This window comes from Cellulomonas uda (assembly GCF_006538705.1).
GTDB classification, from domain to species: domain Bacteria; phylum Actinomycetota; class Actinomycetes; order Actinomycetales; family Cellulomonadaceae; genus Cellulomonas; species Cellulomonas uda.
Genome location: NZ_BJLP01000032.1, coordinates 1 through 20,877, shown reverse-complemented (window position 1 = coordinate 20,877; position 20,877 = coordinate 1). Strand labels below are relative to the sequence as shown.

The following is a 20,877-nucleotide window of genomic DNA, read 5'->3' as shown; positions in this document are numbered from 1 at the left end:
GCAAGTCTAGGTGTAGTGACCAGGACACCGGTGACGAGGTCGGCGACGCGGAACGCGACAACGCGTGTTCCTGGTGCGCGCCGCTCTTCGCACCACGCACGGGGTACGATCTGCGGTATGACCACTGGTGCGAAGCATCGAGGCGCCACGAAGTTCAGCGCGAGCCTGCCCACCGGCGAGCTCGTGTACCTCGAGCAGTACGCGCAGCTGCACGGACTCGCCTCGCGTTCAGCAGCTCTGCACGCGGCGGTGCGTGCCCTCCGCGAGCAGGAGCTCGCCTCCGAGTACGCACAGGCGTACGCCGAGTGGGACGACTCGGGCGAGGCGGCCGCGTGGGACGGCGTGGCATCCGACGGGATCGACGGCCCCGCGTGAGGCGCGGCGAGATCTGGACGGTCGAGCTCGATCCCGCGCGAGGCTCCGAAGCGGCCAAGACGCGACGCTGCGTCATCGTGTCGAACGACGCGGGCAACCAGGCAGCGGTCGAGCACGGCCGAGGCGTCATCACCGTCGTCCCGCTGACCTCGGCCACCGGACGCGTCCTCTCGTTCCAGACGCTCGTCCCCGCCGACCCCGAGACCGGGCTCGACCATGCGTCGAAGGCGCAACCGGAACAGGTCCGGGCCGTGGACGTCTCCCGCTTCGTGGCCCGTGTGGGGTCGCTGGGCAGGGAGCACGTCGCAGCGATCGACGAGGGTCTGACGACCCATCTCGCGTTGTCCTGAGCGAGGCGACATTCCGGACGCGGGCGGACTGCCGGCCGACCCCGGACCCGAGCGCGTCCTCGGGACCGCTAGCCTGCCGCCTGTGATCACCGGCGAGTTGAAGAGCAGGATCGACCGCGTCTGGGACGCCTTCTGGTCGGGGGGCATCAGCAACCCGTTGCAGGTGATCGAGCAGATCACCTACCTGCTGTTCATCCGCCGCCTGGACACCCTCGAGACCCTCGAGGAGAACAAGGCGGCACTCACCGGGGCGCCGATTCGCGACCGCCTGTTCGCGCACAACCAGCAGCACCTGCGGTGGTCACGTCTGCGGAACAAGGACGCCGAGTCGATGTTCGAGATCGTCGACAAGCAGGTCTTCCCGTACCTGCGCGAGCTCGGCACGACCGTCGGCGGGGACGGCTCGGCGTATGCGGAGCACATGAAGGACGCGCGGTTCGCGATCCCGACCCCGGCGCTGCTGTCCAAGGTGATCGACATGCTCGACCACATCCCGATGGAACAGCGCGACACCAACGGCGACCTCTACGAGTACCTGCTGAGCAAGATCGCGAGCGCGGGGGTCAACGGGCAGTTCCGCACCCCTCGGCACATCATCGGCCTCATGGTCTCGATGATGGCGCCGCGGCCCGACGACGAGATCTGCGACCCCGCCTGCGGCACGGCCGGGTTCCTCGTCGCGGCGGCGGAGTACGTGCGTACGAACCACCCGGCGGTACTCAGCGACACGGCACAACTCAAGCACTACCACCGCTGCATGTTCCACGGGTACGACTTCGACTCGACGATGCTGCGCATCGGCAGCATGAACATGCTCATGCACGGCATCAACTCGCCGGACATCCGCTACCGCGACTCGCTCGCCGAGACCGCGCCGGACGAGGAGGGCCGGTACTCCCTCATCCTCGCCAACCCGCCGTTCGCGGGATCCCTCGACTACGAGCAGACGGCGAAGTCCCTGCTGGCCACGGTCAAGACGAAGAAGACCGAGCTGCTGTTCCTCGCGCTGTTCCTCAAGCTCCTCAAGACCGGCGGCCGCGCCGCCGTCATCGTGCCAGACGGCGTCCTGTTCGGCTCGTCGACGGCCCACAAGACGCTGCGCAAGACGCTGGTCGAGGACCAGAAGCTCGACGCGGTCGTAAAGCTGCCCTCCGGCGTCTTCAAGCCCTACGCCGGAGTCTCGACGGCGATCCTGTTCTTCACCAAGACCGAGTCCGGCGGCACCGACGACGTCTGGTTCTACGACGTCCAGGCCGACGGATTCTCCCTCGACGACAAGCGCAACCCCGTCGAGCCCAACGACCTCCCGGATGTGCTCACCCGCTGGTCCCAGCGCACGACGACGGAGCGCGACCGCGCCCGCACCGACCAGTCCTTCCTCGTCCCGAAGGCCGACATCGTCGCGCAGGGCTACGACCTGTCGATCAACCGCTACAAGGAGATCGTCCGCGAGGAGATCGAACACCGCGCCCCCCTGGACATCCTCGCCGACATCGAAGCCCTCGACGCCGAGATCGCGGCAGGCGTCGCCAACCTGAAGGCGATGCTCGCGTGAGGCGCGTCGCACTTGGCGAGGTCGCGACGATCGAACGTTCAGTTGTTGATCCCGCGACCCTTGACCGCGACACGCCATACCTCGGTCTGGAGCACATCGCACGCGGCGGCGAGATTATAGGTAGCGACTCCATTGGCGGCGCTGAACTGGCCAGCGCGAAACATCGCTTCGATGATGGGCACGTTCTCTTCGGCAAACTCCGGCCCAACCTTGGAAAAGTCGCGAGGCCATCCTTCTCCGGCGTTTGCAGCACCGATATTCTTCCCATCAGACCGGGAGCGAACCTCGACCGCGACTACCTCGTCCACTTCCTCCGGCAGCCCTCCATGGTCGACTATGCAGCGACGCGGACAACCGGTGCAAACCTGCCCAGGCTGAGCCCGGCGACCCTCGCCACTTTCAAAGTGCCACTGCCCAGGATTGCGGAGCAGCGGCGAATCGCGGCGATCCTCGACCAGGCCGACGCGACCCGCACCAAGCGCCGCCAGATCCTCACCCACCTCGACACCCTGACCCAGTCCACCTTCCACGCCATGTTCGGCGACGCGGAGGATGGGCAGCCTCTCGGCGAACACCTTGCCTTCCTGACCAGTGGATCGCGCGGCTGGGCGAAGTACTACGCGGACTCGGGTTCGGTTTTCATCCGGATTCAGAATGTCCGGGGTGCGACGCTTGACCGGTCGGACCTGGCGTTCGTCGACGCACCCGACAACGCTGAAGCGCGACGCACGCAGGTGCAACCCGGCGATGTTCTACTGAGTATCACGGCGGATCTCGGCCGGACGGCAGTAGTGCCGGACGATCTCGGCAAGGCGTACATAAGTCAGCACTTGGCGATTCTTCGTGCCCCTCGCCTGGCGCCGCTCTTTCTTGCGCACTATCTTGAGTCCACTCGCGGGCGCGCCAGCCTCATGCACGAGAATCGAGGCCAGACGAAGGACGGCCTCAACTTCGAGAACATCCGGTCGGTGTGTGTGCCTGATGTCCCCGTCGAACGGCAGGCCGAGTTCGCTCGTCGCGCCCACGCGATCGCTGCCCATCGCGACGAGGTCGTGCGGGCGCTCGCAGTTGACGATGAACTCTTCGCGTCGCTGCAGGCCCGGGCGTTCCGAGGTGAGCTGTGAGTGCGTCCGTCATGCCGTGGTGGGACCAGTGCATTGTTCCGGTGCTCCGCGTCCTGGGCGACCAGGTCTCCCGCCAGCGTCGTGAGCTGTTCGAGCTGGTCGCCGAGAGCTGGGCCTGACGCCCGGGCAGCGTCGGGAGGCGGGCACGGGGCGGTGAGCCCAAGCACCAGAACCGTGTGGGATGGGCACTCTCCTACCTTGACCGGGTCGGTGCGCTGGAGCGCCCGTCGCGCGGCATCTACCGGCTGACCCGCTCGGCGCCCAGATCGCCGCGAGGTTCCCGTCGGAGATCACCGAGCGCGAGCTGCGGGAGTTCGCTCGCGAGGGCGCCGCATGGTGGGCGGCCAGGCCGAAGTCTTTGTCGCCGGACGTCATGCCTTCGGACGCCGACGCGCCGGAGGACCACGTGCTGGACCCGTACGAGCAGATCGAGACCGGTGTCGCCCGTATCCACTCGGACGTCGCCGTCGATCTGCTGGCGCGCATGCACGCGCAGGACCCCGCGTTCTTCGAGCAGGCCGTGCTCGACCTGCTGATGGCGACGGGGTACGGCGGCGCGGAGGGCAAGGCGACGCGCACGCAGCTGTCGAACGACGGCGGCATCGACGGGATCATCGACCAGGACGCGCTCGGCTTGGCCCGCATCTACGTGCAGGCCAAGCGGTACGCGCCGGACTCGTCGGTGGGGCGCCCGGAGATCCAGGCGTTCGTCGGCGCGCTGGCCGGGAACTCGGCGAGCCAGGGTGTGTTCATCACGACCGCGCGGTACTCACCGGGTGCGCGGATATTCGCGGACTCGGTCGCGGCACGCGTGGTGCTGATCGACGGTGACCGCCTCGCGCGCCTCATGATCCGGTACCGGGTCGGTGTCCAGGTCACGGAGTCGTACGACGTCGTCTCACGTGCCGCGTGTGCGCGCAGGCCGCGCAGACGGACGGCCGTGTCGGTGGCGCGTGAGACGTTGCTGCGTTGCGGCGGAAGGAGCCGCAGGGAGGGCGACGCGTACGGTCTCGCCCGGTGAGGACGAACCCTCATGTGCACGACGACCTGTACGGATGCGATCTGGGCGCGGTGCCGTTGCGAGTGCGCCGGCGCGAACCACGGTGCACACAGGATGACGGCGTTGATCGGCGCTGCTCCGAGACGGACCGGCGCACGACGCGGTCGTGCAACCGGTGCCGCCGGCGGGCTCATGGCCCCCGACTCTGGGCCGCCGCTCTTCGGCGTCGATCTCGATCACATCGAGTCCTGGCTCGACGAGCATCCCGAGCTCCGCGCCGAGGTCGTCGACCTCGTGCTCCTCGCCAGCGGCCGGGGTTCGGCGGGCGACCAGGGGACGGCCGCGCACGTCGCCTGCACGGTCCTGGTGAGCGTCGTGCGGGCGCTGTCGGCCATCGAGCTCGTGCAGGACCGCGTGGTCGGCAGCATCGCCGACGCCGTGAAGGACGCGGCCATGTCGACGATGCGTGAGTGTTGCGGTAGCACGATGGCCGAGGGTCTCGAACCCGTGGTCGCGGACGTCGCGGTCCGCGCCGTCGACGCCGTCGTGCCCGAGCTCGGGCTCGTCGAGCCTGAGCTCCTGACGGCGCTTCGTCTCGCCGCGCTCCTCGCGTGCCCGGACCCTCAGGAGCACACGGCGGTCGACGAGCACTGCCGCCGATCCCTCGCACTCGCTGTCGTCGAGAGCGAGGAGCGGCCGTGAGGCGAGCGACGCCGGGACAGGGAGCCCCGCCGGTCGGTGGGCCTCGCTCGCCCGGACTGCGCCGACCGGTCGACCTTCACCCGCCGCCGTCGCGCGAATCGAGCACCATAGGACCCGCCGTCTCTAGGGTGGGTGTCGTGCAGCCGCTGAACAGCAACTTCGGCTTCGTAAAAGATGTCTGGCCGACCGTCTGGCAGGACTGTGCGCGGGCCGAGTCGTACCTCACGACCGATCCCCGCTCAGCGTGCTTCTACGCACGGCGCGCGGTCGAGGTGCTCGTGCCGCACCTCTACGACGTGCTCGCCCTGCAGCCCCCGTACCGGGCGGACCTGTCCGCGATGGTCAACGACGCGGCGTTCAAGCAGGTAACCGGGCACGCCATCGGGACCAAGCTCAACCTCGTCCGCAAGGTCGGCAACGCCGCCGTGCACGACCCCCGGCCGATCGCAGCGCGGGTTGCGCTCGACGTGCTGCGTGAGCTCCACCACGTGGTCGTGTGGGCCGCGTTCCACCACTCGTCGGTACGCGACACCGTCCCGACTCCGTCCGTGTTCGATCCCACGCTTGCCGCGAAGGCAGCACCGCTGACCCAGGACGAGCTCGTCCGGCTCGCCGCAAAGTTCAAGGCCCAGGACGAGGCGCACGCGAAGGCACTCGCCGAGCGGGACGAGTTGCTCCAGGCCCACCAGGCACAGATCGCCGCACTGCGCGAGCAGATCAGGACCGCGCAGGCATCATCGGCGGCGTCGGACCAGCACGACTACACCGAAGCGGACACGCGCCGCCTGTTCGTCGACCTGCTGCTCCACGAGGCCGGCTGGCCGCTCACGGACGTCAGGGACCGCGAGTACCCGGTCACGGGACTGCCGAACGCCAACGGCACCGGGTTCGTCGACTACGTGCTGTGGGGTGCTGACGGTAGACCGCTCGCCGTCGTCGAGGCGAAGCGCACGACGAAGAGCCCGCAGGTCGGGCAGCAGCAGGCCAAGCTGTACGCCGACTGCATGGAGAAGCAGTACGGGCGGCGTCCGGTGGTGTTCTACACCAACGGGTACGAGCACTGGCTCTGGGACGACGCGGCCGGGTACCCACCGCGCGAGGTCCAGGGGTTCTACACGCGCGACGAGCTCGAGCTGATGATCCAGCGCCGTCAGACCCGCGGCGATCTCGCCGCCGCCCCCGTGAACACCGCGGTGGCGGGGCGCCCGTACCAGGTGCGCGCGATCAAGGCCGTCGGCGACGCGTTCGACCGCAAGCAGCGCGAGGCCCTGCTCGTCATGGCGACCGGCACCGGCAAGACGCGCACCGTGATCGCGCTGGTCGACCAGCTCATGAAGGCCGGATGGGTCAAGAGGGTCCTGTTCCTCGCAGACCGTACGGCTCTCGTGAACCAGGCCGTCAACGCGTTCAAGGCGAACCTGCCCGCCGTCACCACGGTCAACCTCGTGACCGAGAAGGCGGCCGAGGGGCGGGTGTACGCATCCACCTACCCGTCGATGATGAACCTCATCGACGAGGTCGACGGGGGCGTGCGCCGCTTCGGGCCCGGCTACTTCGACCTCGTCGTCATCGACGAGGCGCACCGGTCCGTGTACGCGAAGTACGGCGCGATCTTCGAGTACTTCGACTCGCTGCTCGTCGGGCTGACGGCGACGCCGAAGGACGAGGTCGACCACAACACCTACCGGCTGTTCCACCTCGAGGACGGCGTGCCGACCGACGCCTACGGCCTCGACGAGGCGATCGCCGACCAGTGGCTCGTCCCGCCCGTCGCCATCTCCGTCGGGACGAAGTTCCTGCGCGCCGGCATCACGTACGCCGAGCTCAGCCAGGAGGAGAAGGACGAGTGGGACCTGCTCGACTGGGGTGACGACGGCGCCCCCGACGAGGTCGGCGCCGAGGAGATCAACCGGTTCCTGTTCAACGAGGACACGATCGAGAAGGTGCTCTCCGAGCTGATGACGCGCGGCCACAAGGTCGCGGGCGGGGACCGGCTCGCCAAGACCATCGTGTTCGCGAAGAACCAGGAGCACGCCGAGTTCGTGCAGCAGGTGTTCGACGTGCAGTACCCCGAGCACGCGGGGCACTTCGCACGTGTCATCACGCACGCCAGCCCCTACGCGCAGTCCCTGATCGACGACTTCTCCCGGCCGGAGAAGGCCCCGCACCTCGCGATCAGCGTCGACATGCTCGACACCGGCATCGACGTGCCCGAGGTCGCCAACCTCGTGTTCTTCAAGTCAGTTCGGTCCAGGACGAAGTTCTGGCAGATGCTCGGGCGCGGCACCCGGCTGCGACCCGGCCTTTTCGGCCCGGGGAAGGACAAGAGCGACTTCTACGTCTTCGACTTCTGCGGCAACCTCGAGTACTTCAGCCAGAACCTGCCCGGTACCGAGGGGTCCGTCCAGAAGTCGCTCACCCAGCGGATCGTCGAGGCGCGGCTCGGGCTGCTCACCGGCCTCGACGCCGCGTCGTCGTACCCCGAGCTGCGTGCCGAGACCGCGGCGGCGCTGCACGCGTTCGTCGCGGGGATGAACCTCGACAACTTCGTCGTGCGGCCCCACCGCAAGCACGTCGAGCGATACGCGGACGCTGACGCCTGGAGCGTGCTCACGAAGGACCAGGCGCAGGACGTCCTCAACCACCTCGCGGGGCTGCCGTCGTCGCACGCCGCGAACGACAAGGACCTCGACGCCAAGCGGTTCGACCTGCTGATGCTGCGCTGCCAGCTCGCCACCCTGGAAGGCGACGTCGCCGCCGCCGACCGGCTGCACGGGCAGGTCCAGGCGATCGCCGACGCCCTGCGCGCCCAGGCGAACATCCCCGTCGTCGCCGCCCACCTCGAGCTGATCGAGTCCGTCGCCGGTGAGGAGTGGTGGATCGACGTCACCCTCCCGATGCTCGAGCTCGCGCGCCAGCGCCTGCGGTCCCTGGTGCGGCTCATCGAGAAGATCCGTCGTGAGCGCGTCTACAGCGACTTCGAGGATACCCTCGGCGAAGCGACCGTCGTCGAGCTGCCGCAGGTCACCCCTGGCACCAACTGGGACCGATTCCGGGCCAAGGCGCAGGCCTACCTTCGGGACCACATCGACGACCTCGTCCTGCAGAAGCTGCGCCGCAACAAGCAGCTCACCGAGGCCGATCTCGAAGCCCTCCAGGCCATGCTGCTCGCCAGCGGCGCCGGACAGGTCTCCGACATCGCATGGGCGGCCGAGAAAGAAAACGGACTCGGTCTGTTCATTCGCAGGCTCGTCGGGCTGGAACGGTCCGCCGTCGAGGAGTCGTTCGCGCACTACCTCGGCAGTGCGGAGTTCTCGGTGAACCAGGTGCGGTTCGTGCGGATGATCGTCGACGAGCTCACCGCCAGTGGGGTCATGGACCCGTCCCGACTCTTCGAGACGCCGTTCGTCGACCACGCACCGACCGGACCGACCGACCTGTTCCCGGCTACCGACGTGCGCGTGATCGTCGAGATCCTCGGGGACGTACGCCGACACGCCCAGGCGGTGCCCACGGTCTCGTCGGCGTGACCTCGGCGACGAGACCGAAGCGCCTGTCCGGGTGCAGGACGGTCAGTGCGCTCGCGTCGGCGATCGCCGCCATCGGCAGGTCGGGGTCCCCGCGCGTCAGGAACCGGCGCCGCGCAGCGGGAGGCGCTCGACCGTGCGGTACAGCGGGCCGCCGCCGCGCCCCGCGCCCGGCATGGACTCCACGACACGCACCTCCTCGACGCTCCAGCGCGGGCCCTCGTACACCGCGAGCGCGCGCACGAGCGCCGCGAGCGGGTCGTCCCCCGGCCGCGCGGTGTCCCTGGGACGTTCGCCCTCGGCCGCGGGTCGCGACGAGCGGCGGCGCGGCGGTCCGCTCCCCGGGCGCGCGCGGCCGATCGTCAGGTGCGGGCGCTCGCGCACCCGGGCGTCCTGCTGCGCGCCGACGAGCTCGCCCGCGTCGCGGGACGCGCGCACGACGTGCTGGTGCGCGTCGAGCGCACCCGCCGCGCCGACCCACAGCGTCCGGTGCGAGAACACCCCCGCACCGCGCAGGCCCAGCGGGTAGGGCGCGAGGCCCGCACAGGCCGCGTCGAGCGCCGCGACCAGGTCCGGCACGAGGCCGTCGGGCACGTCCCCGTAGAACGACGTCGTCAGGTGCCAGGTCTCGCGCGCGGACCAGCGCACGTCCGACGACGGGCCCGACGGACCGCCGCGCACGCTCGCGAGCGTGAGGTCCAGGTGGTCGAGCACCTCGTCGGACGGCCACACGGCCGCGAACGCCCTCACGAGGCCCGACCCGCTCCCGGTCGCGGGAGCGCGGGCGCACGCCGCTGCGCCCGGGCGCTCGCGTACAGGCACACGGTCGCCGCCGTCGCGAGGTTCAACGACTCGGCACGCCCGTGCAGGGGCACGCGGACCACCGCGTCCGCGAGTGCACGGTCGGCGTCCGGCAGACCCCACGCCTCGTTGCCGAACAGCCAGGCCGTCGGCGCGGCCAGGTCGGGCACGCCCGCGGGCGCCGCCCCCGCGACGTCGAGCAGGTCGTCGAGGTCGTGCTCCCCCGCACCGTCGGCGGCCAGGACCGCGAGCCCGGCGGCCCGCAGCGCAGCGACCGCGTCGCGCGTGGCGACCCCGTGACCGACCGGGAGGTGGAAGAGGGAGCCGGCGGTCGAGCGGACGACCTTCGGGTTGTGCACGTCCACGCTCGCGGCGCTCAGCAGCACGCCGCCCGCGCCGGCGGCGTCCGCCGCCCGGATGACCGCGCCCGCGTTGCCCGGGTCGCGGACCTGGGCGAGCACCGCGACGAGCCGCGGGGCGGCCGCGAGCACCACGTCCGACCCTGGCTCGAGCAGGTCTGCGACCGCGACCACGCCCTGGGCGTCCGGGCTCATCGCCGCCAGGACCGCGTCGCCGCCGAGCGTGGTCCGGATCCCGCGCCGCGCGGCGGCCTGGACGATCTCGTCGTACCGCTGCGCCGCCGCCGAGGTGAGGTACAGGTCGCGCACGTGCACGCGACCGGTGGGTGACACGGCCTCGCGCACGGCCTGCGGCCCCTCGACGACGAACCGGCCGTGCCGTTCGCGCGCCGCGCGTCCGGCGAGCGCGCGCACCGCGCGCACCCGGTCGCTGCGCGGGTTGGTCAGCAGGTCTCGTGCGTCCACGGGTCCATCATCGCGGGTCGTGCCGCGCGGGGACGACGAAGCCCCCGGCACCGGGCCGGGGGCTTCGTGGGAGAACTGCTCACGCGTGTCGCGTCAGGCCGCCTTGGGGGCGTTGACGTCGGCAGGGAGCGCGTCCTTGGCCGCCTTGACGAGCGTGTTGAACGCCGCCACGTCGTTGACCGCGAGGTCCGCCAGGACACGGCGGTCGACCTCGATGCCCGCGAGCTTGAGGCCCTGGATCAGACGGTTGTACGTCATGCCCTCCGCGCGGGCCGCAGCGTTGATGCGCTGGATCCACAGCTTGCGGAAGTCCGACTTGCGCGCCTTGCGGTCACGGTAGGAGTAGACGAGGGAGTGGGTGACCTGCTCCTTCGCCTTGCGGTACAGACGCGAGCGCTGGCCGCGGTAACCGCTGGCCCGCTCGAGGGTCGAACGACGCTTCTTCTGGGCGTTGACCGCCCGCTTCACGCGTGCCACGTGATGCTCCTTGCTTGGTCAGGGCCGGAAGGACCCCGGGCGCCGAGGGGCGCCCGGACGAGTCACTTGCCGAGCAGCTTCTTGATCTTGGGGGTGTCGGCAGCGGAGACGACCACGTCACCGGCGATGCGGCGGGTGCGGCGGCTCGACTTGTGCTCCAGCAGGTGGCGACCGTTGGCCTGCTCACGCATGACCTTGCCCGTCCCCGTCACGCGGAAGCGCTTCTTGGCACCGGAGTGCGTCTTGTTCTTCGGCATGGCTGCCGTGTCTCCTTGTCGTTCGCATCGCACGGGTTCGTGCGACTCGCTCGGGGGCCGGTCCGCGGGGGCGTCCCGGCCGTCTCGGGTCAGTCGGTGCTGCGCGGCGCGCTCGGTCGGGGCCGGGGTGCCGGCCGCGGCGCGGCGGGCTTGGCGGCCGTGGCGCTCGGCTTGGGCGTCGCCGTCGGCTTCGGCGCAGCAGCAGGCTTCGGCGCAGCAGCGGGCTTCGGCGCAGCAGCAGGCTTCGGCGCAGCAGCAGGCTTCGGCGCAGCAGCAGGCTTCGGCGCAGCAGCAGGCTTCGACGCAGCGGCGGGCTTGGCGGCGGCTGCCGACCGGGGTGCGGCAGCGGCAGCCGGGCGGGCCGGCTTCTCGGCCACGGGCTCGGCGGCAGGCGCCTGCGTCGTACCCTCGTCGCCCTCCTCCGTCGCGCCGGTCGTCGGCTCGTCCGACGCCTCGTCCGTCGCGTCCGTCTCGACCGCGGCGGGGGCCTCGGCGACCACCGCGGCGGGCGCCGGGGCGCTCACCACGGATGCCTCCTCGGCGTCGTCGTCTGCGTCGGACGCGGAGGCCTGCGCGGCCTTCGCGGCGGCGTTGGCGTCGCGCGCCGCGGCGGCCTGCGCCTGACGACGCTGCTCCTGGCGCTGCTCGGCCTTCTTCTTGGTCGGGCCGATCACCATGATCATGTTGCGCCCGTCCTGCTTCGGGGAGCTCTCGACGAAGCCGAACTCGGCGACGTCGGCGGCGAGCCGCTGCAGCAGGCGGAAGCCCATCTCCGGGCGCGACTGCTCGCGGCCACGGAACATGATCATGACCTTGACCTTGTCGCCGGCCTTGAGGAACCGCTCGACGTGGCCCTTCTTGGTGGCGTAGTCGTGCGGGTCGATCTTGAGCCGGAAGCGGATCTCCTTGAGAACCGTGTTGGCCTGGTTCCGCCGGGCCTCGCGGGCCTTCATGTCGGCCTCGTACTTGTACTTCCCGTAGTCCATGATCTTGACCACGGGCGGGCGCGCGTCGGGGGCGACCTCGACCAGGTCGAGATCGGCGTCCTGGGCCAGGCGCAGTGCGTCTTCCACGCGGACGATGCCGACCTGCTCGCCGGCAGGGCCGACCAGGCGGACCTCGGCGACGCGGATCCGATCGTTGATGCGGGGCTCGCTGATGGGTGCTCCTCCAGGTTCGTCGTGACGGACCGCCGGGGACGAAGAAGGCCTCCGTCCCGGGTACAGGTGGAGGCCTCTGTCGATCCGGCGCACGACGAGCATGCGCACGCACGACGCGCGTCCTCCCGGCGAGAGCCGGGACGGCGGACGTCGTAGACCGGACCCGGACCCTGTCGCCGGCTCGCGCCGGACGGTCGGGACCAAGGTGGGAGAGACTCCACTTGTGCACCTGGGCCGCGCTCCGGACCCTCACGGGCGTCGGGACACAGCACAGGTCAGTCGGTGGACGAGGCTACCAGACACAACGACGTGCCGACACATCGGGGTGATGCGACCCGGCACCTCGCGAGCGCGCGGCGCGGGCACCGGCCCGGCAGGGGCGACGACCACACCTGGAACTGTTCCATTACTTGAATCGTTCCAGTTTCTGTGATGGGGTGGGTCCCATGAACGACGACGAGCTCCTGCGCAGCCGAGGCCTGCGGGTCACGGCGCCGCGGCTCGCGGTGCTCGAGGCCCTGACGGCCTCGCCGCACGCCGACGCCGACGCTGTGCTGCGCGGGGTACGCACCCGCATGCCGTCGGTCTCCGTGCAGGCGATCTACGACGTGCTCGCCGCGTTCACCCAGGCGGGCCTCGTGCGCCGCATCGAGCCCGCCGGGCACCCCGCGCGGTACGAGCGTCGCGTGGGCGACAACCACCACCACGTGGTGTGCCGCGCGTGCGGCGCCGTCGAGGACGTCGACTGCGTCGTCGGTGAGGCGCCCTGCCTCGAACCGAGCGGGACCACGGGCTTCGCCGTCGACGCCGCCGAGGTGACGTTCTGGGGTCTGTGCGCGCACTGCCGCGGCGACGACCCGCACACCACCGGGTAGCTCCCCCGACCGCTCCCCCACCCGTCCGCGTCACGCACCGCGTGCCGCGGGTCCCCCACGACACGGACCGGCACCGCCGGGCCGTGGACCGTCACGCCCGCACCTGCGAGAGGACACCCATGTCTCACGTGCCCGCCACCACGACGAACTCCGGCGCGCCCGTCGCCTCCGACGCGCACGCGCTGTCGGTCGGCGCGGACGGCCCGATCGTCCTGCACGACCACTACCTCGTCGAGAAGCTCGCGCAGTTCAACCGCGAGCGGGTGCCCGAGCGCGTCGTGCACGCCAAGGGTGGCGGCGCGTTCGGCACGTTCACGGTGACCGGCGACGTCTCCTCGTACACGCGCGCCGCGGTGTTCCAGCCGGGTGCGACCACCGAGATGCTCGCGCGCTTCTCGACCGTCGCCGGCGAGCTCGGCTCGCCCGACACGTGGCGCGACCCGCGCGGCTTCGCGCTGAAGTTCTACACGTCCGAGGGCAACTACGACCTCGTCGGGAACAACACGCCCGTGTTCTTCATCCGCGACGGGATCAAGTTCCCCGACTTCATCCACTCGCAGAAGCGGCTGCCGGGCTCGCACCTGCGCGACAACGACATGCAGTGGGACTTCTGGTCGCTGTCGCCGGAGTCGGCGCACCAGGTGACGTGGCTCATGGGCGACCGCGGCATCCCGGCGTCGTGGCGCCACATGGACGGGTTCGGCTCGCACACCTACCAGTGGATCAACGCCGCGGGTGAGCGCTTCTGGGTGAAGTACCACTTCAAGACGCAGCAGGGCATCAAGAACCTGAGCCCGCAGGACGCGTCGCAGCTCGCGGGCTCGGACGCGGACGTGCACATCCGCGACCTGTACGAGCACATCGAGGCCGGCGACTTCCCGCGCTGGACGCTGTCGGTCCAGGTCATGCCGTACGCGGACGCGACGACGTACCGCTTCAACCCGTTCGACCTCACCAAGGTCTGGCCGCACGCGGACTACCCGCTGGTCGAGGTCGGCGTGATGGAGCTCAACCGCAACCCGGAGAACTACTTCGCGCAGATCGAGCAGGCGACGTTCGCGCCGAGCAACTTCGTGCCCGGCATCGCGGCGAGCCCCGACAAGATGCTGCTCGCGCGGATCTTCTCCTACGCCGACGCGCACCGCTACCGCGTGGGCACCAACCACGCGCAGCTCCCGGTGAACGCACCGCGCGCGGACGTGCACTCGTACTCGAAGGACGGCGCGGCGCGCTACCACTTCGAGTCGGCGACGACGCCCGTCTACGCGCCGAACTCGTCGGGCGGCCCCGCGGCCGACCCGACGCGTGCGACGGACGGCGGCTGGGAGTCGGACGGCGACCTGACGCGTGCGGCGGCCACGCTGCACGCGCAGGACGACGACTTCGGTCAGGCCGGCACGCTCTACCGCGAGGTGTTCGACGACGCGGCCCGCGCGCGCTTCCTGGACACGATCACCGGTCACGTGGGCGGCGTGCGCCGCGCGGACATCCGGGAGCGGGCCGTCCAGTACTGGACGCAGGTCGACGCGGGCCTGGGTGCGGCGTTGCGCGCCCGGCTCGAGGGCACCGCGCCCGTCGAGACCGGCACCCCGGCGACGTCGGCGACGCCCGTCGCCTGAGCCACCACCGAGCGGCCCGCGCGAGCGACCGACGGACGACCCCCGCACGCCCAGGTGCGGGGGTCGTCCGCGTCCGGCGACGAGACGCACACCACGCACGCCCCGCGCGGGCCGCCGCGCGGCGGGTGCGAGGATGAGCGCATGAGCGACGAGGCCACGCCCCACGACCCCGCCCGTGACGCGACCCGGGACATCGCGGACGTCGCCGCGGTCGAGGTGATCGTCACCGCGGCGGTGCACCTCATGAGCGCCGCCGCCGTCAAGTGCGGCCTCGCCGAGGACGGCCCGGACGGCGACGGCCGGCAGTACCTGGACCTCGACGAGGCCCGCAAGCTCATCACGGCGCTCGCCGCGCTCGTGACCGCGTCCGCACCGGACATCGGCAACCAGCACGCGCGGTCGCTGCGCGACGGCCTGCGTTCGCTGCAGCTCGCGTTCCGTGAGGCGTCGCCGTTCCCGGACGCACCGGGCGAGGGGCCCGGCGAGAAGCTCACCGGCCCGGTGAGCTGACCTCCGCGGCCGCGAGCGCTCGCGTGCCGCCCCGGCGGCGCCGCACCACGTGCTGGACCGCGAGCCCGCCCGCTGCGACCCCGCCCCCGACGACGGCGGCCGTGAGGAAGCCCGCGCCAGGGTGCACGTGGTCGATGACCCACCCGCACAGCGGGGCGCCGAGCGCGTTGCCGACGGTCGACATGGTCCCCGACCAGCCCATGACCTCACCGCGACGTTCCTCGGGCGCGATGCGCACGAGCGTCGCGTTGATCGAGGCGAGCGTCGGCGCGCAGGGCAGGCCGGCGACGAACACCGCGAGCGCGAGCCACACGGGCACGGGCGCGAACGCGGCGGGCACGACCGCCAGCGCGAGCAGCACGACGAGCACGAGCGGCGGCGGGGAGCTCGACCGTGCACCGTGCACGAGCCCGCCGACGACCGAGCCGCCCGCCCACAGCGCGACCATCCAGCCGACGTCGCCGGGGCGTCCCGCGTCGTTGAGCGACGCGACGAGCGCGACGTCGGTGCCGATGAGCACGAACGACGCCGCCGCGGCCGCGACGAGCAGCACGACGAGCTCAGGCGTGACGACGCGCGTGCGCGCCGGCGCGGCCGCGCCCAGCCCGTGCGCCGGCGCGTCGAGGTCCGCGGGCAGCACGGGCGCTGGTCGCTGCGATCGGGTGGGCGGGTCGGCCCACATGAGCAGGACGCCGCCGCCGACGGTCGCGACGCCGACGACGGTGAGCGCCGCGGTCGTCGAGACCTGCGTCGCGATGAGCACGCCGACGACGGGCGCGAGCATGAACGTGAGCTCGACGAGCACCGAGTCGAGCGCGAACGCCGTGCGCTGCTGCGCGGGCGGGACCAGCACCGCGAGCGACTGGCGGGCGACCGAGAACACCGGCACGAGGAACAGCCCGGCGACGAACGCCGCGCCGACGAGCGCGTGGTAGCCGAGGTGCGGCGCGACCAGCCAGACGGCGGATTCGACGACGACCGAGGGCGCGATGGCGCGCCGCAGGCCGAGGCGGTCGACGAGCCGCCCGCGCCACGGCGCGCCGATCGCGATGCCGATCGTCGACGCGCCCGCGACGACTCCCGCCTGGCCGTAGCCGCGGTCGAGCGACGTGACGACGTGCAGCGTGAGGACGACCCCCACCATGGCCGCGGGGATGCGGCACACGAACCCGACCACATACAGCCGCGCGACCGCGGGCAGGCGCAGCACGGCCCCGTAGGAGGAGGAAGACATCCCATCATTGTCACCCGTCGTGCGGCGTGCTCCGGCCCGCGTGCCTATCCTGTGCGGGTGCCGATGGAGGACGCGCGCGCGAGCGGGGGACGAGCGTCGGGCACCCCCGGCTGGGTGGCGCACGCCGCGCGGACGCCGCACGACGACGTGCCGCCCCCGCCACCACCCCCCGAACCCGCCGCCCCGCCTCGGAACACGGTTGCGGGCGACGCACCGTCGGTGGCGCACGCACGTCGCCGCCCGCGCGCCGTGCCGGTGCTGGCAGCCGGCCTGACGCTCACGCTCGTCGCCGGCGGCGCGCTGGTCGCGTACCTGTGGCGCACGACGGACGAGTGGCGCGCGACCAGCGCGGGCTGGGAGACGCTCGCCGTGACCGCCGCGGCGGACCTCGAGCGCACGCAGGGCGACCTCGCGGCCGCGCAGGAGGTGCTCGACGACACGCGCGAGCAGCTCGGCACCGCCCAGGACCGCATCACCGAGCTCGCGGACGAGAAGGCCCAGCTGGGTGACGACTCGGCGGCGCAGCAGCAGCTCGCCGACTACCAGGCGCGCGTGTCCCAGGCCGCGGGGAAGGTGGCCACCGCGCTCGCGACGTGCATCGCCGGCCAGGAGCAGCTCATCCGGTACATGGACAACGCCGAGGCCCACGAGCCCGCCGCGCTGCGCCGGTTCCGTGACGACGTCGACGCGCTGTGCGGTCAGGCCACGGAGGCGAACGAGCAGCTCCAGCACGAGCTCGAACCGTGACACCGGCGCGTCGCCCGTCGCGGGCGGGCTCGCGGCCGTCCCGGTCGTCGGGGCCCGCGCCGCGCACGCCGGTCACGGCCGTGCTGGCGGGGTTGACCGGGCTCGCGCTCGCCGCGTGCGGTGCGCTGCCGCCGCTGCCCGACCCGGTCCCGACGACGCTGGCCGGCACGTCCGCGCCGCTCGCCTCGCCGTCGCCCTCGCCCCGGCCCGGCAGCGCGCTGTCGCCCGACGGCTTCGACGCCGCGATCCGCATGTCGGTGCGCATTCGGAACGTCGGCTGCGGCTCGCTGTCCACCGGGTCCGGGTTCGCGATCGACCACCACACGCTCGTGACGAACCGGCACGTCGTCTCGGAGTCCGCGGCGCTCGAGATCAGCACGTACGACGGGCGGGACGTCCGCGCACAGGCGGCGAGCACCGCGTCGCTCGCCGACCTCGCCTTCGTGCGCACCGTCGACCCGCTGCCCGCGTACGGCGGCCTCGCCCCGCTCGACCCCGCACCGGGCGCCGAGGTCACGATCGTCGGCTACCCGCGCGGGAGCCAGCTCACCATGACCACCGGCAAGGTCATCGGCGCGACCACGGACCCGCTGGACGAGAACCTCGGCGAGGTCCTGGTGACCGACGCGCGGGTCGAGCTCGGCTCCTCCGGGTCGCCCGTGCTCGACGCGCAGGGGCGCGTCGTCGGGGTCGTCTACGCGCGGGGCGAGGACGGCACGAGCTTCGTCATCCCCGTCAGCACGCTGCGCAGCCTCCTGGACGACGAGGAGCAGGTCTCCCCCGCACCCACCTGCACCGGCTAGCACGACCCGCGAGCGGGGGTGGACCTCGCGGGCACGAGCGCGCAGGATCGAGCACGGGGCTCGCACCGCGACGCCCGACCCGACCGCAGGAGGCAGCCATGGCACACGTCCCTCGCTTCGACCCGTCGGCGCTCGCGACCGCCGCGAACGAGACGTTCACCGTCCGCCGCGTGTTCGGCGAGGCGTACGAGCGCGACGGCGTGACCGTGATCCCCGTGGCGCGCGTGTGGGCCGCGACGGGCCTCGGCGCGGGCGACGGCGAGGGCGGCGGGGCGCTCCCGACCGGCGGCTGGGCGCGCCGCGCACGCGCGTGGGCGGCGCGGGGTCGCGGTGTCGAGGAGTGGGACGCCGCCGGCCAGGGCGACGACGGGCCTGCCGACGAGGACGCGTCCACGTCGGGCGACGACGACACGGACCCGGACACGCACGGCGGGTACGGGGGCGGCCACGGCGGTGGCGGCGGTTACGGGGCGCACGTCAAGGCGGTCGGCGTGTTCGTCGTCGACGACGACGGCGTGCACTGGCGCCCGGCGCTGGACCTCAACCGCGTGATCCTCGGCGGGCAGCTCGTCGCGGTGGCCGCGGTCGCGTCGGCCGGGGCCGCGCTGGCCGTGACCGCTGTCGCGAAGGCCGTGTCGCACGCGGTGGCGGCGTTCGCCGACCGCTGACGGCCCGCGCGTCAGGCCGCGCTGCGCAGCCGCAGCTCGAGCGAGTCGACGCGCTCGGCCACGACCTCGTCCGCGGCGAGCGCGGCGTTGACCTGCTCGACCGCGCGCTCGAGTGCGGCCCGGTCGAGGCCCGCGACGAGCGTCGCCACGACCGCGAGCTCGGCCCGCCGCCCGGGCTCGACGTCCGCCCGCACGACTGCCGCGACGGGGGCGAGGGCCCGCGAGACCGCGGCGGCCACGTCGTCGGCCACGGCGCCCGCGTGCACGGCGGGGACCCACGCCTCCTGCTTGGCGAGCGCCCAGACTGCGGGCCGCGGCAGCAGCGCGGGCACCGGCCCGCCGGGGTCGACGACGACGACCTCCCAGCCCTCCTGCATCGCGGACAGCGCGGCGCGGGCGACGTCCGTGGGCACGGGACGCGCGTCGGTGCGCCACGCGGCCATCGTCGCCACCGACGTGAACGCGGGCAGCGCGCGGCGCCCGTCGGGGGTCCGCAGCGCGACGATGCCCGTCGACGCCTCCTTGTCGACCGTGTGCTCGTGCCCGTCGTGCACCACGACGTCGGCGACGTCGAGCTCCGCGAGCACGGGCACCAGCACGCGCGTGCCGGCGAGCGCGGCCACCACCTCGGCGAGCGAGCCCTCGCCCGCGCCGAGGGACGCGAGCGCCGCCGCGACCCGCGGGTCCGCTGCGCCGTCGTCGGACGCGAACGGCGACGAGGGCGGCAGCTCGCGACCGGCCACGCGTCAGCCCTCCGTCGAGGGACGCCCCGCGACGTCGAGCGCCTCGGGCAGCGTGAAGGCCCCCGCGTACAGCGCCTTACCGACGATCGCACCCTCGACGCCCGCGCTCACGAGCGTGCGCAGCACGCGCAGGTCCTCGAGGCTCGAGATGCCGCCGGACGCGACCACGGGCGCCTGCGTGCGCTCGCACACGTCGCGCAGGAGCTGCACGTTCGGCCCGCGCAGCGTGCCGTCCTTCGTCACGTCGGTCACCACGTAACGCGCGCAGCCCGCGTCCTCGAGGCGCGCGAGCACCTCCCAGAGGTCGCCGCCCTCCTGCGTCCAGCCGCGCGCCGCGAGGGTCGTGCCGCGCACGTCGAGGCCGACCGCGATCTGCGCGCCGTGCGAGGCGATCACGCGCGCGGTCCACGCCGGGTCCTCGAGTGCGGCGGTGCCGAGGTTGACGCGCGTCGCACCCGTGGCGAGCGCCCGCTCGAGGGACGCGTCGTCGCGGATGCCGCCCGACAGCTCGACCTTGACGCCCTTGCCGGCGAGCTCGGCCGTGACCTCGGCGAGCAGCGTCGCGTTGGAGCCGCGTCCGAACGCCGCGTCCAGGTCGACCAGGTGGATCCACTCGGCGCCGCCGGCGTGCCAGTCGAGCGCGGCGGACAGCGGGTCGCCGTACGAGGTCTCCGAGCCCGCCTCCCCCTGCACGAGGCGGACGGCCTGCCCGTCGGCGACGTCGACGGCGGGCAGCAGCTCGAGGCGGGGGTCGGTCATGCGAGTTCGTCCTCCGGACGGTCGGGGCGGGTCGGGGTGGGTCAGGGCAGGTCGGGGTGGGTCGGATCCGGTCGTCCGCGCGGGGGCGCGGTCAGCGCAGCGAGTCGAGCCAGTTGCGCAGCAGGTGCGCGCCCGCGTCGCCGGACTTCTCGGGGTGGAACTGGGTCGCGGACAGCGGACCGTTCTCGACCGCCGCCACGAACCGGTCGCCGTGCTCGGACCACGTCACGAGCGGCGGGGTGAGCCGCTCGGTCGGCGAGTCCGTCAGGGGGAAGGCGCGCGCGGCGTACGAGTGCACGAAGTAGAAGCGCTCGTCGTGCAGGCCGTCGAACAGGACCGAGTCCTCGGGCGCGTCGACCGTCGCCCAGCCCATGTGCGGCACGACGTCCGCCTCGAGGCGGTCGACCACACCGGGCCACTCCCCCAGGCCCTCGGTGTGCTTGCCGTGCTCGACGCCCTCGCTGAACATCACCTGCATGCCCACGCAGATGCCCAGGACGGGCCGGCCACCCGCGAGGCGCCGGTCGACGACCTGGTCGCCGCCGACCGCGCGCAGCCCCGCCATGACGGCCGCGAACGCTCCGACACCGGGCACGACGAGGCCGTCCGCCTCGGTGGCGGCGGTCTTGTCGGCGGTCAGCTCGACGTCCGCCCCGGCGCGCGCGAGCGCGCGGACCGCGGAGCGCACGTTGCCGAAGCCGTAGTCGAGCACGACGACGCGGGGCGTGGGCACGCGCCCAGGTTACCCGCGCGTGCCCACCGACCCG

Annotated in this window: 23 protein-coding genes; 14 read left to right on the top strand and 9 right to left on the bottom strand. The window is 72.4% G+C overall.

What is annotated here, in order from left to right:
• The first annotated feature begins 117 nt into the window (after positions 1-117).
• The 8 genes from CUD01_RS10305 (at position 118) to CUD01_RS10275 (ending at position 8,636) form a co-directional block, all read left to right on the top strand.
• Positions 118-375: a ribbon-helix-helix domain-containing protein gene (locus CUD01_RS10305; protein ID WP_141320842.1), complete on the top strand. Its 258-nt coding sequence runs from the start codon at positions 118-120 to the stop codon at positions 373-375.
• A complete protein-coding gene (locus tag CUD01_RS10300; protein ID WP_141320891.1) occupies positions 372-725 on the top strand; it encodes a type II toxin-antitoxin system PemK/MazF family toxin in 354 nt (117 codons plus the stop codon). The genes CUD01_RS10305 and CUD01_RS10300 overlap by 4 nt, the downstream gene beginning before the upstream one ends.
• A gap of 82 nt (positions 726-807) precedes the next feature.
• Complete coding sequence (locus CUD01_RS10295) at positions 808-2,280, top strand: type I restriction-modification system subunit M (protein ID WP_141320840.1); 1,473 nt, start codon at positions 808-810, stop codon at positions 2,278-2,280.
• Positions 2,277-3,404 (top strand): restriction endonuclease subunit S, encoded by a 1,128-nt coding sequence (locus CUD01_RS10290; protein WP_141320838.1) that lies wholly within the window; start codon positions 2,277-2,279, stop codon positions 3,402-3,404. The genes CUD01_RS10295 and CUD01_RS10290 overlap by 4 nt, the downstream gene beginning before the upstream one ends.
• Positions 3,401-3,523, top strand: a complete 123-nt coding sequence (locus tag CUD01_RS17265) for a hypothetical protein (protein WP_279589721.1) — start codon at positions 3,401-3,403, stop codon at positions 3,521-3,523. Before CUD01_RS10290 ends, CUD01_RS17265 begins: the two co-directional genes overlap by 4 nt.
• A gap of 254 nt (positions 3,524-3,777) precedes the next feature.
• Positions 3,778-4,425, top strand: coding sequence for a restriction endonuclease (locus tag CUD01_RS17115; protein WP_243861111.1), 648 nt, complete (start codon positions 3,778-3,780; stop codon positions 4,423-4,425).
• A gap of 171 nt (positions 4,426-4,596) precedes the next feature.
• Positions 4,597-5,106, top strand: coding sequence for a hypothetical protein (locus CUD01_RS10280; RefSeq protein WP_141320836.1), 510 nt, complete (start codon positions 4,597-4,599; stop codon positions 5,104-5,106).
• 137 nt (positions 5,107-5,243) lie between these two features.
• On the top strand, positions 5,244-8,636 hold the full coding sequence (locus CUD01_RS10275; protein ID WP_244937746.1) for a DEAD/DEAH box helicase family protein: 3,393 nt from the start codon (positions 5,244-5,246) through the stop codon (positions 8,634-8,636).
• Between the two features lie 96 nt (positions 8,637-8,732).
• Here the strand turns inward: CUD01_RS10275 and thpR are convergent, their stop codons facing one another.
• The 5 genes from thpR to infC form a co-directional block, all read right to left on the bottom strand.
• Positions 8,733-9,383, bottom strand: a complete 651-nt coding sequence (gene thpR / locus CUD01_RS10270; RefSeq protein ID WP_141320834.1) for an RNA 2',3'-cyclic phosphodiesterase — start codon at positions 9,381-9,383, stop codon at positions 8,733-8,735.
• A complete protein-coding gene (locus CUD01_RS10265) occupies positions 9,380-10,258 on the bottom strand; it encodes a TrmH family RNA methyltransferase (protein ID WP_244937745.1) in 879 nt (292 codons plus the stop codon). Before CUD01_RS10265 ends, thpR begins: the two co-directional genes overlap by 4 nt.
• Before the next feature lie 93 nt (positions 10,259-10,351).
• A complete protein-coding gene (gene rplT, locus CUD01_RS10260; protein ID WP_094179845.1) occupies positions 10,352-10,735 on the bottom strand; it encodes a 50S ribosomal protein L20 in 384 nt (127 codons plus the stop codon).
• Between the two features lie 62 nt (positions 10,736-10,797).
• On the bottom strand, positions 10,798-10,992 hold the full coding sequence (gene rpmI, locus CUD01_RS10255) for a 50S ribosomal protein L35 (protein WP_013883985.1): 195 nt from the start codon (positions 10,990-10,992) through the stop codon (positions 10,798-10,800).
• A gap of 89 nt (positions 10,993-11,081) precedes the next feature.
• Positions 11,082-12,104: a translation initiation factor IF-3 gene (gene infC, locus CUD01_RS10250; protein ID WP_243861180.1), complete on the bottom strand. Its 1,023-nt coding sequence runs from the start codon at positions 12,102-12,104 to the stop codon at positions 11,082-11,084.
• A gap of 494 nt (positions 12,105-12,598) precedes the next feature.
• Here infC and CUD01_RS10245 point away from each other — a divergent pair, with 494 nt between their 5' ends.
• The 3 genes from CUD01_RS10245 to CUD01_RS10235 all read left to right on the top strand — a co-directional run bounded on the left by CUD01_RS10245 (position 12,599) and on the right by CUD01_RS10235 (position 15,156).
• On the top strand, positions 12,599-13,027 hold the full coding sequence (locus CUD01_RS10245; protein ID WP_094179843.1) for a Fur family transcriptional regulator: 429 nt from the start codon (positions 12,599-12,601) through the stop codon (positions 13,025-13,027).
• Positions 13,028-13,146: 119 nt separating this feature from the next.
• Positions 13,147-14,646 (top strand): catalase, encoded by a 1,500-nt coding sequence (locus CUD01_RS10240; protein ID WP_141320832.1) that lies wholly within the window; start codon positions 13,147-13,149, stop codon positions 14,644-14,646.
• A gap of 141 nt (positions 14,647-14,787) precedes the next feature.
• Positions 14,788-15,156 (top strand): DUF1844 domain-containing protein, encoded by a 369-nt coding sequence (locus CUD01_RS10235; protein WP_141320830.1) that lies wholly within the window; start codon positions 14,788-14,790, stop codon positions 15,154-15,156.
• Here CUD01_RS10235 and CUD01_RS10230 read toward each other — a convergent pair.
• Entirely contained in the window at positions 15,137-16,390 is a 1,254-nt protein-coding gene (locus CUD01_RS10230) for an MFS transporter (protein ID WP_141320828.1), read from the bottom strand. The two genes, CUD01_RS10235 and CUD01_RS10230, sit on opposite strands and share 20 nt — an antisense overlap.
• A gap of 219 nt (positions 16,391-16,609) precedes the next feature.
• On the opposite strand from CUD01_RS10230, the gene CUD01_RS10225 reads away from it, so the two are divergent.
• The 3 genes from CUD01_RS10225 to CUD01_RS10215 all read left to right on the top strand — a co-directional run bounded on the left by CUD01_RS10225 (position 16,610) and on the right by CUD01_RS10215 (position 18,608).
• Entirely contained in the window at positions 16,610-17,137 is a 528-nt protein-coding gene (locus tag CUD01_RS10225; RefSeq protein WP_244937744.1) for a hypothetical protein, read from the top strand.
• Positions 17,138-17,217: 80 nt separating this feature from the next.
• Positions 17,218-17,940 carry a S1C family serine protease gene (locus tag CUD01_RS10220; protein ID WP_141320826.1) on the top strand — a complete coding sequence of 241 codons (723 nt, stop codon included), beginning with the start codon at positions 17,218-17,220 and terminating at the stop codon, positions 17,938-17,940.
• Between the two features lie 98 nt (positions 17,941-18,038).
• Positions 18,039-18,608: a hypothetical protein gene (locus CUD01_RS10215; RefSeq protein ID WP_094179840.1), complete on the top strand. Its 570-nt coding sequence runs from the start codon at positions 18,039-18,041 to the stop codon at positions 18,606-18,608.
• Positions 18,609-18,619: 11 nt separating this feature from the next.
• Here CUD01_RS10215 and CUD01_RS10210 read toward each other — a convergent pair whose 3' ends face one another.
• The 3 genes from CUD01_RS10210 to hisH all read right to left on the bottom strand — a co-directional run bounded on the left by CUD01_RS10210 (position 18,620) and on the right by hisH (position 20,843).
• Positions 18,620-19,351, bottom strand: coding sequence for an SseB family protein (locus CUD01_RS10210; RefSeq protein ID WP_141320824.1), 732 nt, complete (start codon positions 19,349-19,351; stop codon positions 18,620-18,622).
• A gap of 3 nt (positions 19,352-19,354) precedes the next feature.
• Entirely contained in the window at positions 19,355-20,110 is a 756-nt protein-coding gene (gene priA, locus CUD01_RS10205; RefSeq protein WP_094179838.1) for a bifunctional 1-(5-phosphoribosyl)-5-((5-phosphoribosylamino)methylideneamino)imidazole-4-carboxamide isomerase/phosphoribosylanthranilate isomerase PriA, read from the bottom strand.
• A gap of 91 nt (positions 20,111-20,201) precedes the next feature.
• Positions 20,202-20,843, bottom strand: a complete 642-nt coding sequence (gene hisH / locus CUD01_RS10200) for an imidazole glycerol phosphate synthase subunit HisH (RefSeq protein ID WP_141320822.1) — start codon at positions 20,841-20,843, stop codon at positions 20,202-20,204.
• Between the last annotated feature and the right edge of the window lie 34 nt (positions 20,844-20,877).

What these genes read in the sequence shown, in the direction of transcription:
- priA (WP_094179838.1), bottom strand. Translation starts at nt 20,110, where the DNA reads ATGACCGACCCCCGCCTCGAGCTGCTGCCCGCCGTCGACGTCGCCGAC.
- CUD01_RS10305 (WP_141320842.1), top strand. Translation starts at nt 118, where the DNA reads ATGACCACTGGTGCGAAGCATCGAGGCGCCACGAAGTTCAGCGCGAGC.
- CUD01_RS10280 (WP_141320836.1), top strand. Translation starts at nt 4,597, where the DNA reads ATGGCCCCCGACTCTGGGCCGCCGCTCTTCGGCGTCGATCTCGATCAC.
- CUD01_RS10230 (WP_141320828.1), bottom strand. Translation starts at nt 16,390, where the DNA reads ATGTCTTCCTCCTCCTACGGGGCCGTGCTGCGCCTGCCCGCGGTCGCG.
- CUD01_RS10245 (WP_094179843.1), top strand. Translation starts at nt 12,599, where the DNA reads ATGAACGACGACGAGCTCCTGCGCAGCCGAGGCCTGCGGGTCACGGCG.
- CUD01_RS10235 (WP_141320830.1), top strand. Translation starts at nt 14,788, where the DNA reads ATGAGCGACGAGGCCACGCCCCACGACCCCGCCCGTGACGCGACCCGG.
- rpmI (WP_013883985.1), bottom strand. Translation starts at nt 10,992, where the DNA reads ATGCCGAAGAACAAGACGCACTCCGGTGCCAAGAAGCGCTTCCGCGTG.
- CUD01_RS10240 (WP_141320832.1), top strand. Translation starts at nt 13,147, where the DNA reads ATGTCTCACGTGCCCGCCACCACGACGAACTCCGGCGCGCCCGTCGCC.
- CUD01_RS17115 (WP_243861111.1), top strand. Translation starts at nt 3,778, where the DNA reads ATGCCTTCGGACGCCGACGCGCCGGAGGACCACGTGCTGGACCCGTAC.
- CUD01_RS10215 (WP_094179840.1), top strand. Translation starts at nt 18,039, where the DNA reads ATGGCACACGTCCCTCGCTTCGACCCGTCGGCGCTCGCGACCGCCGCG.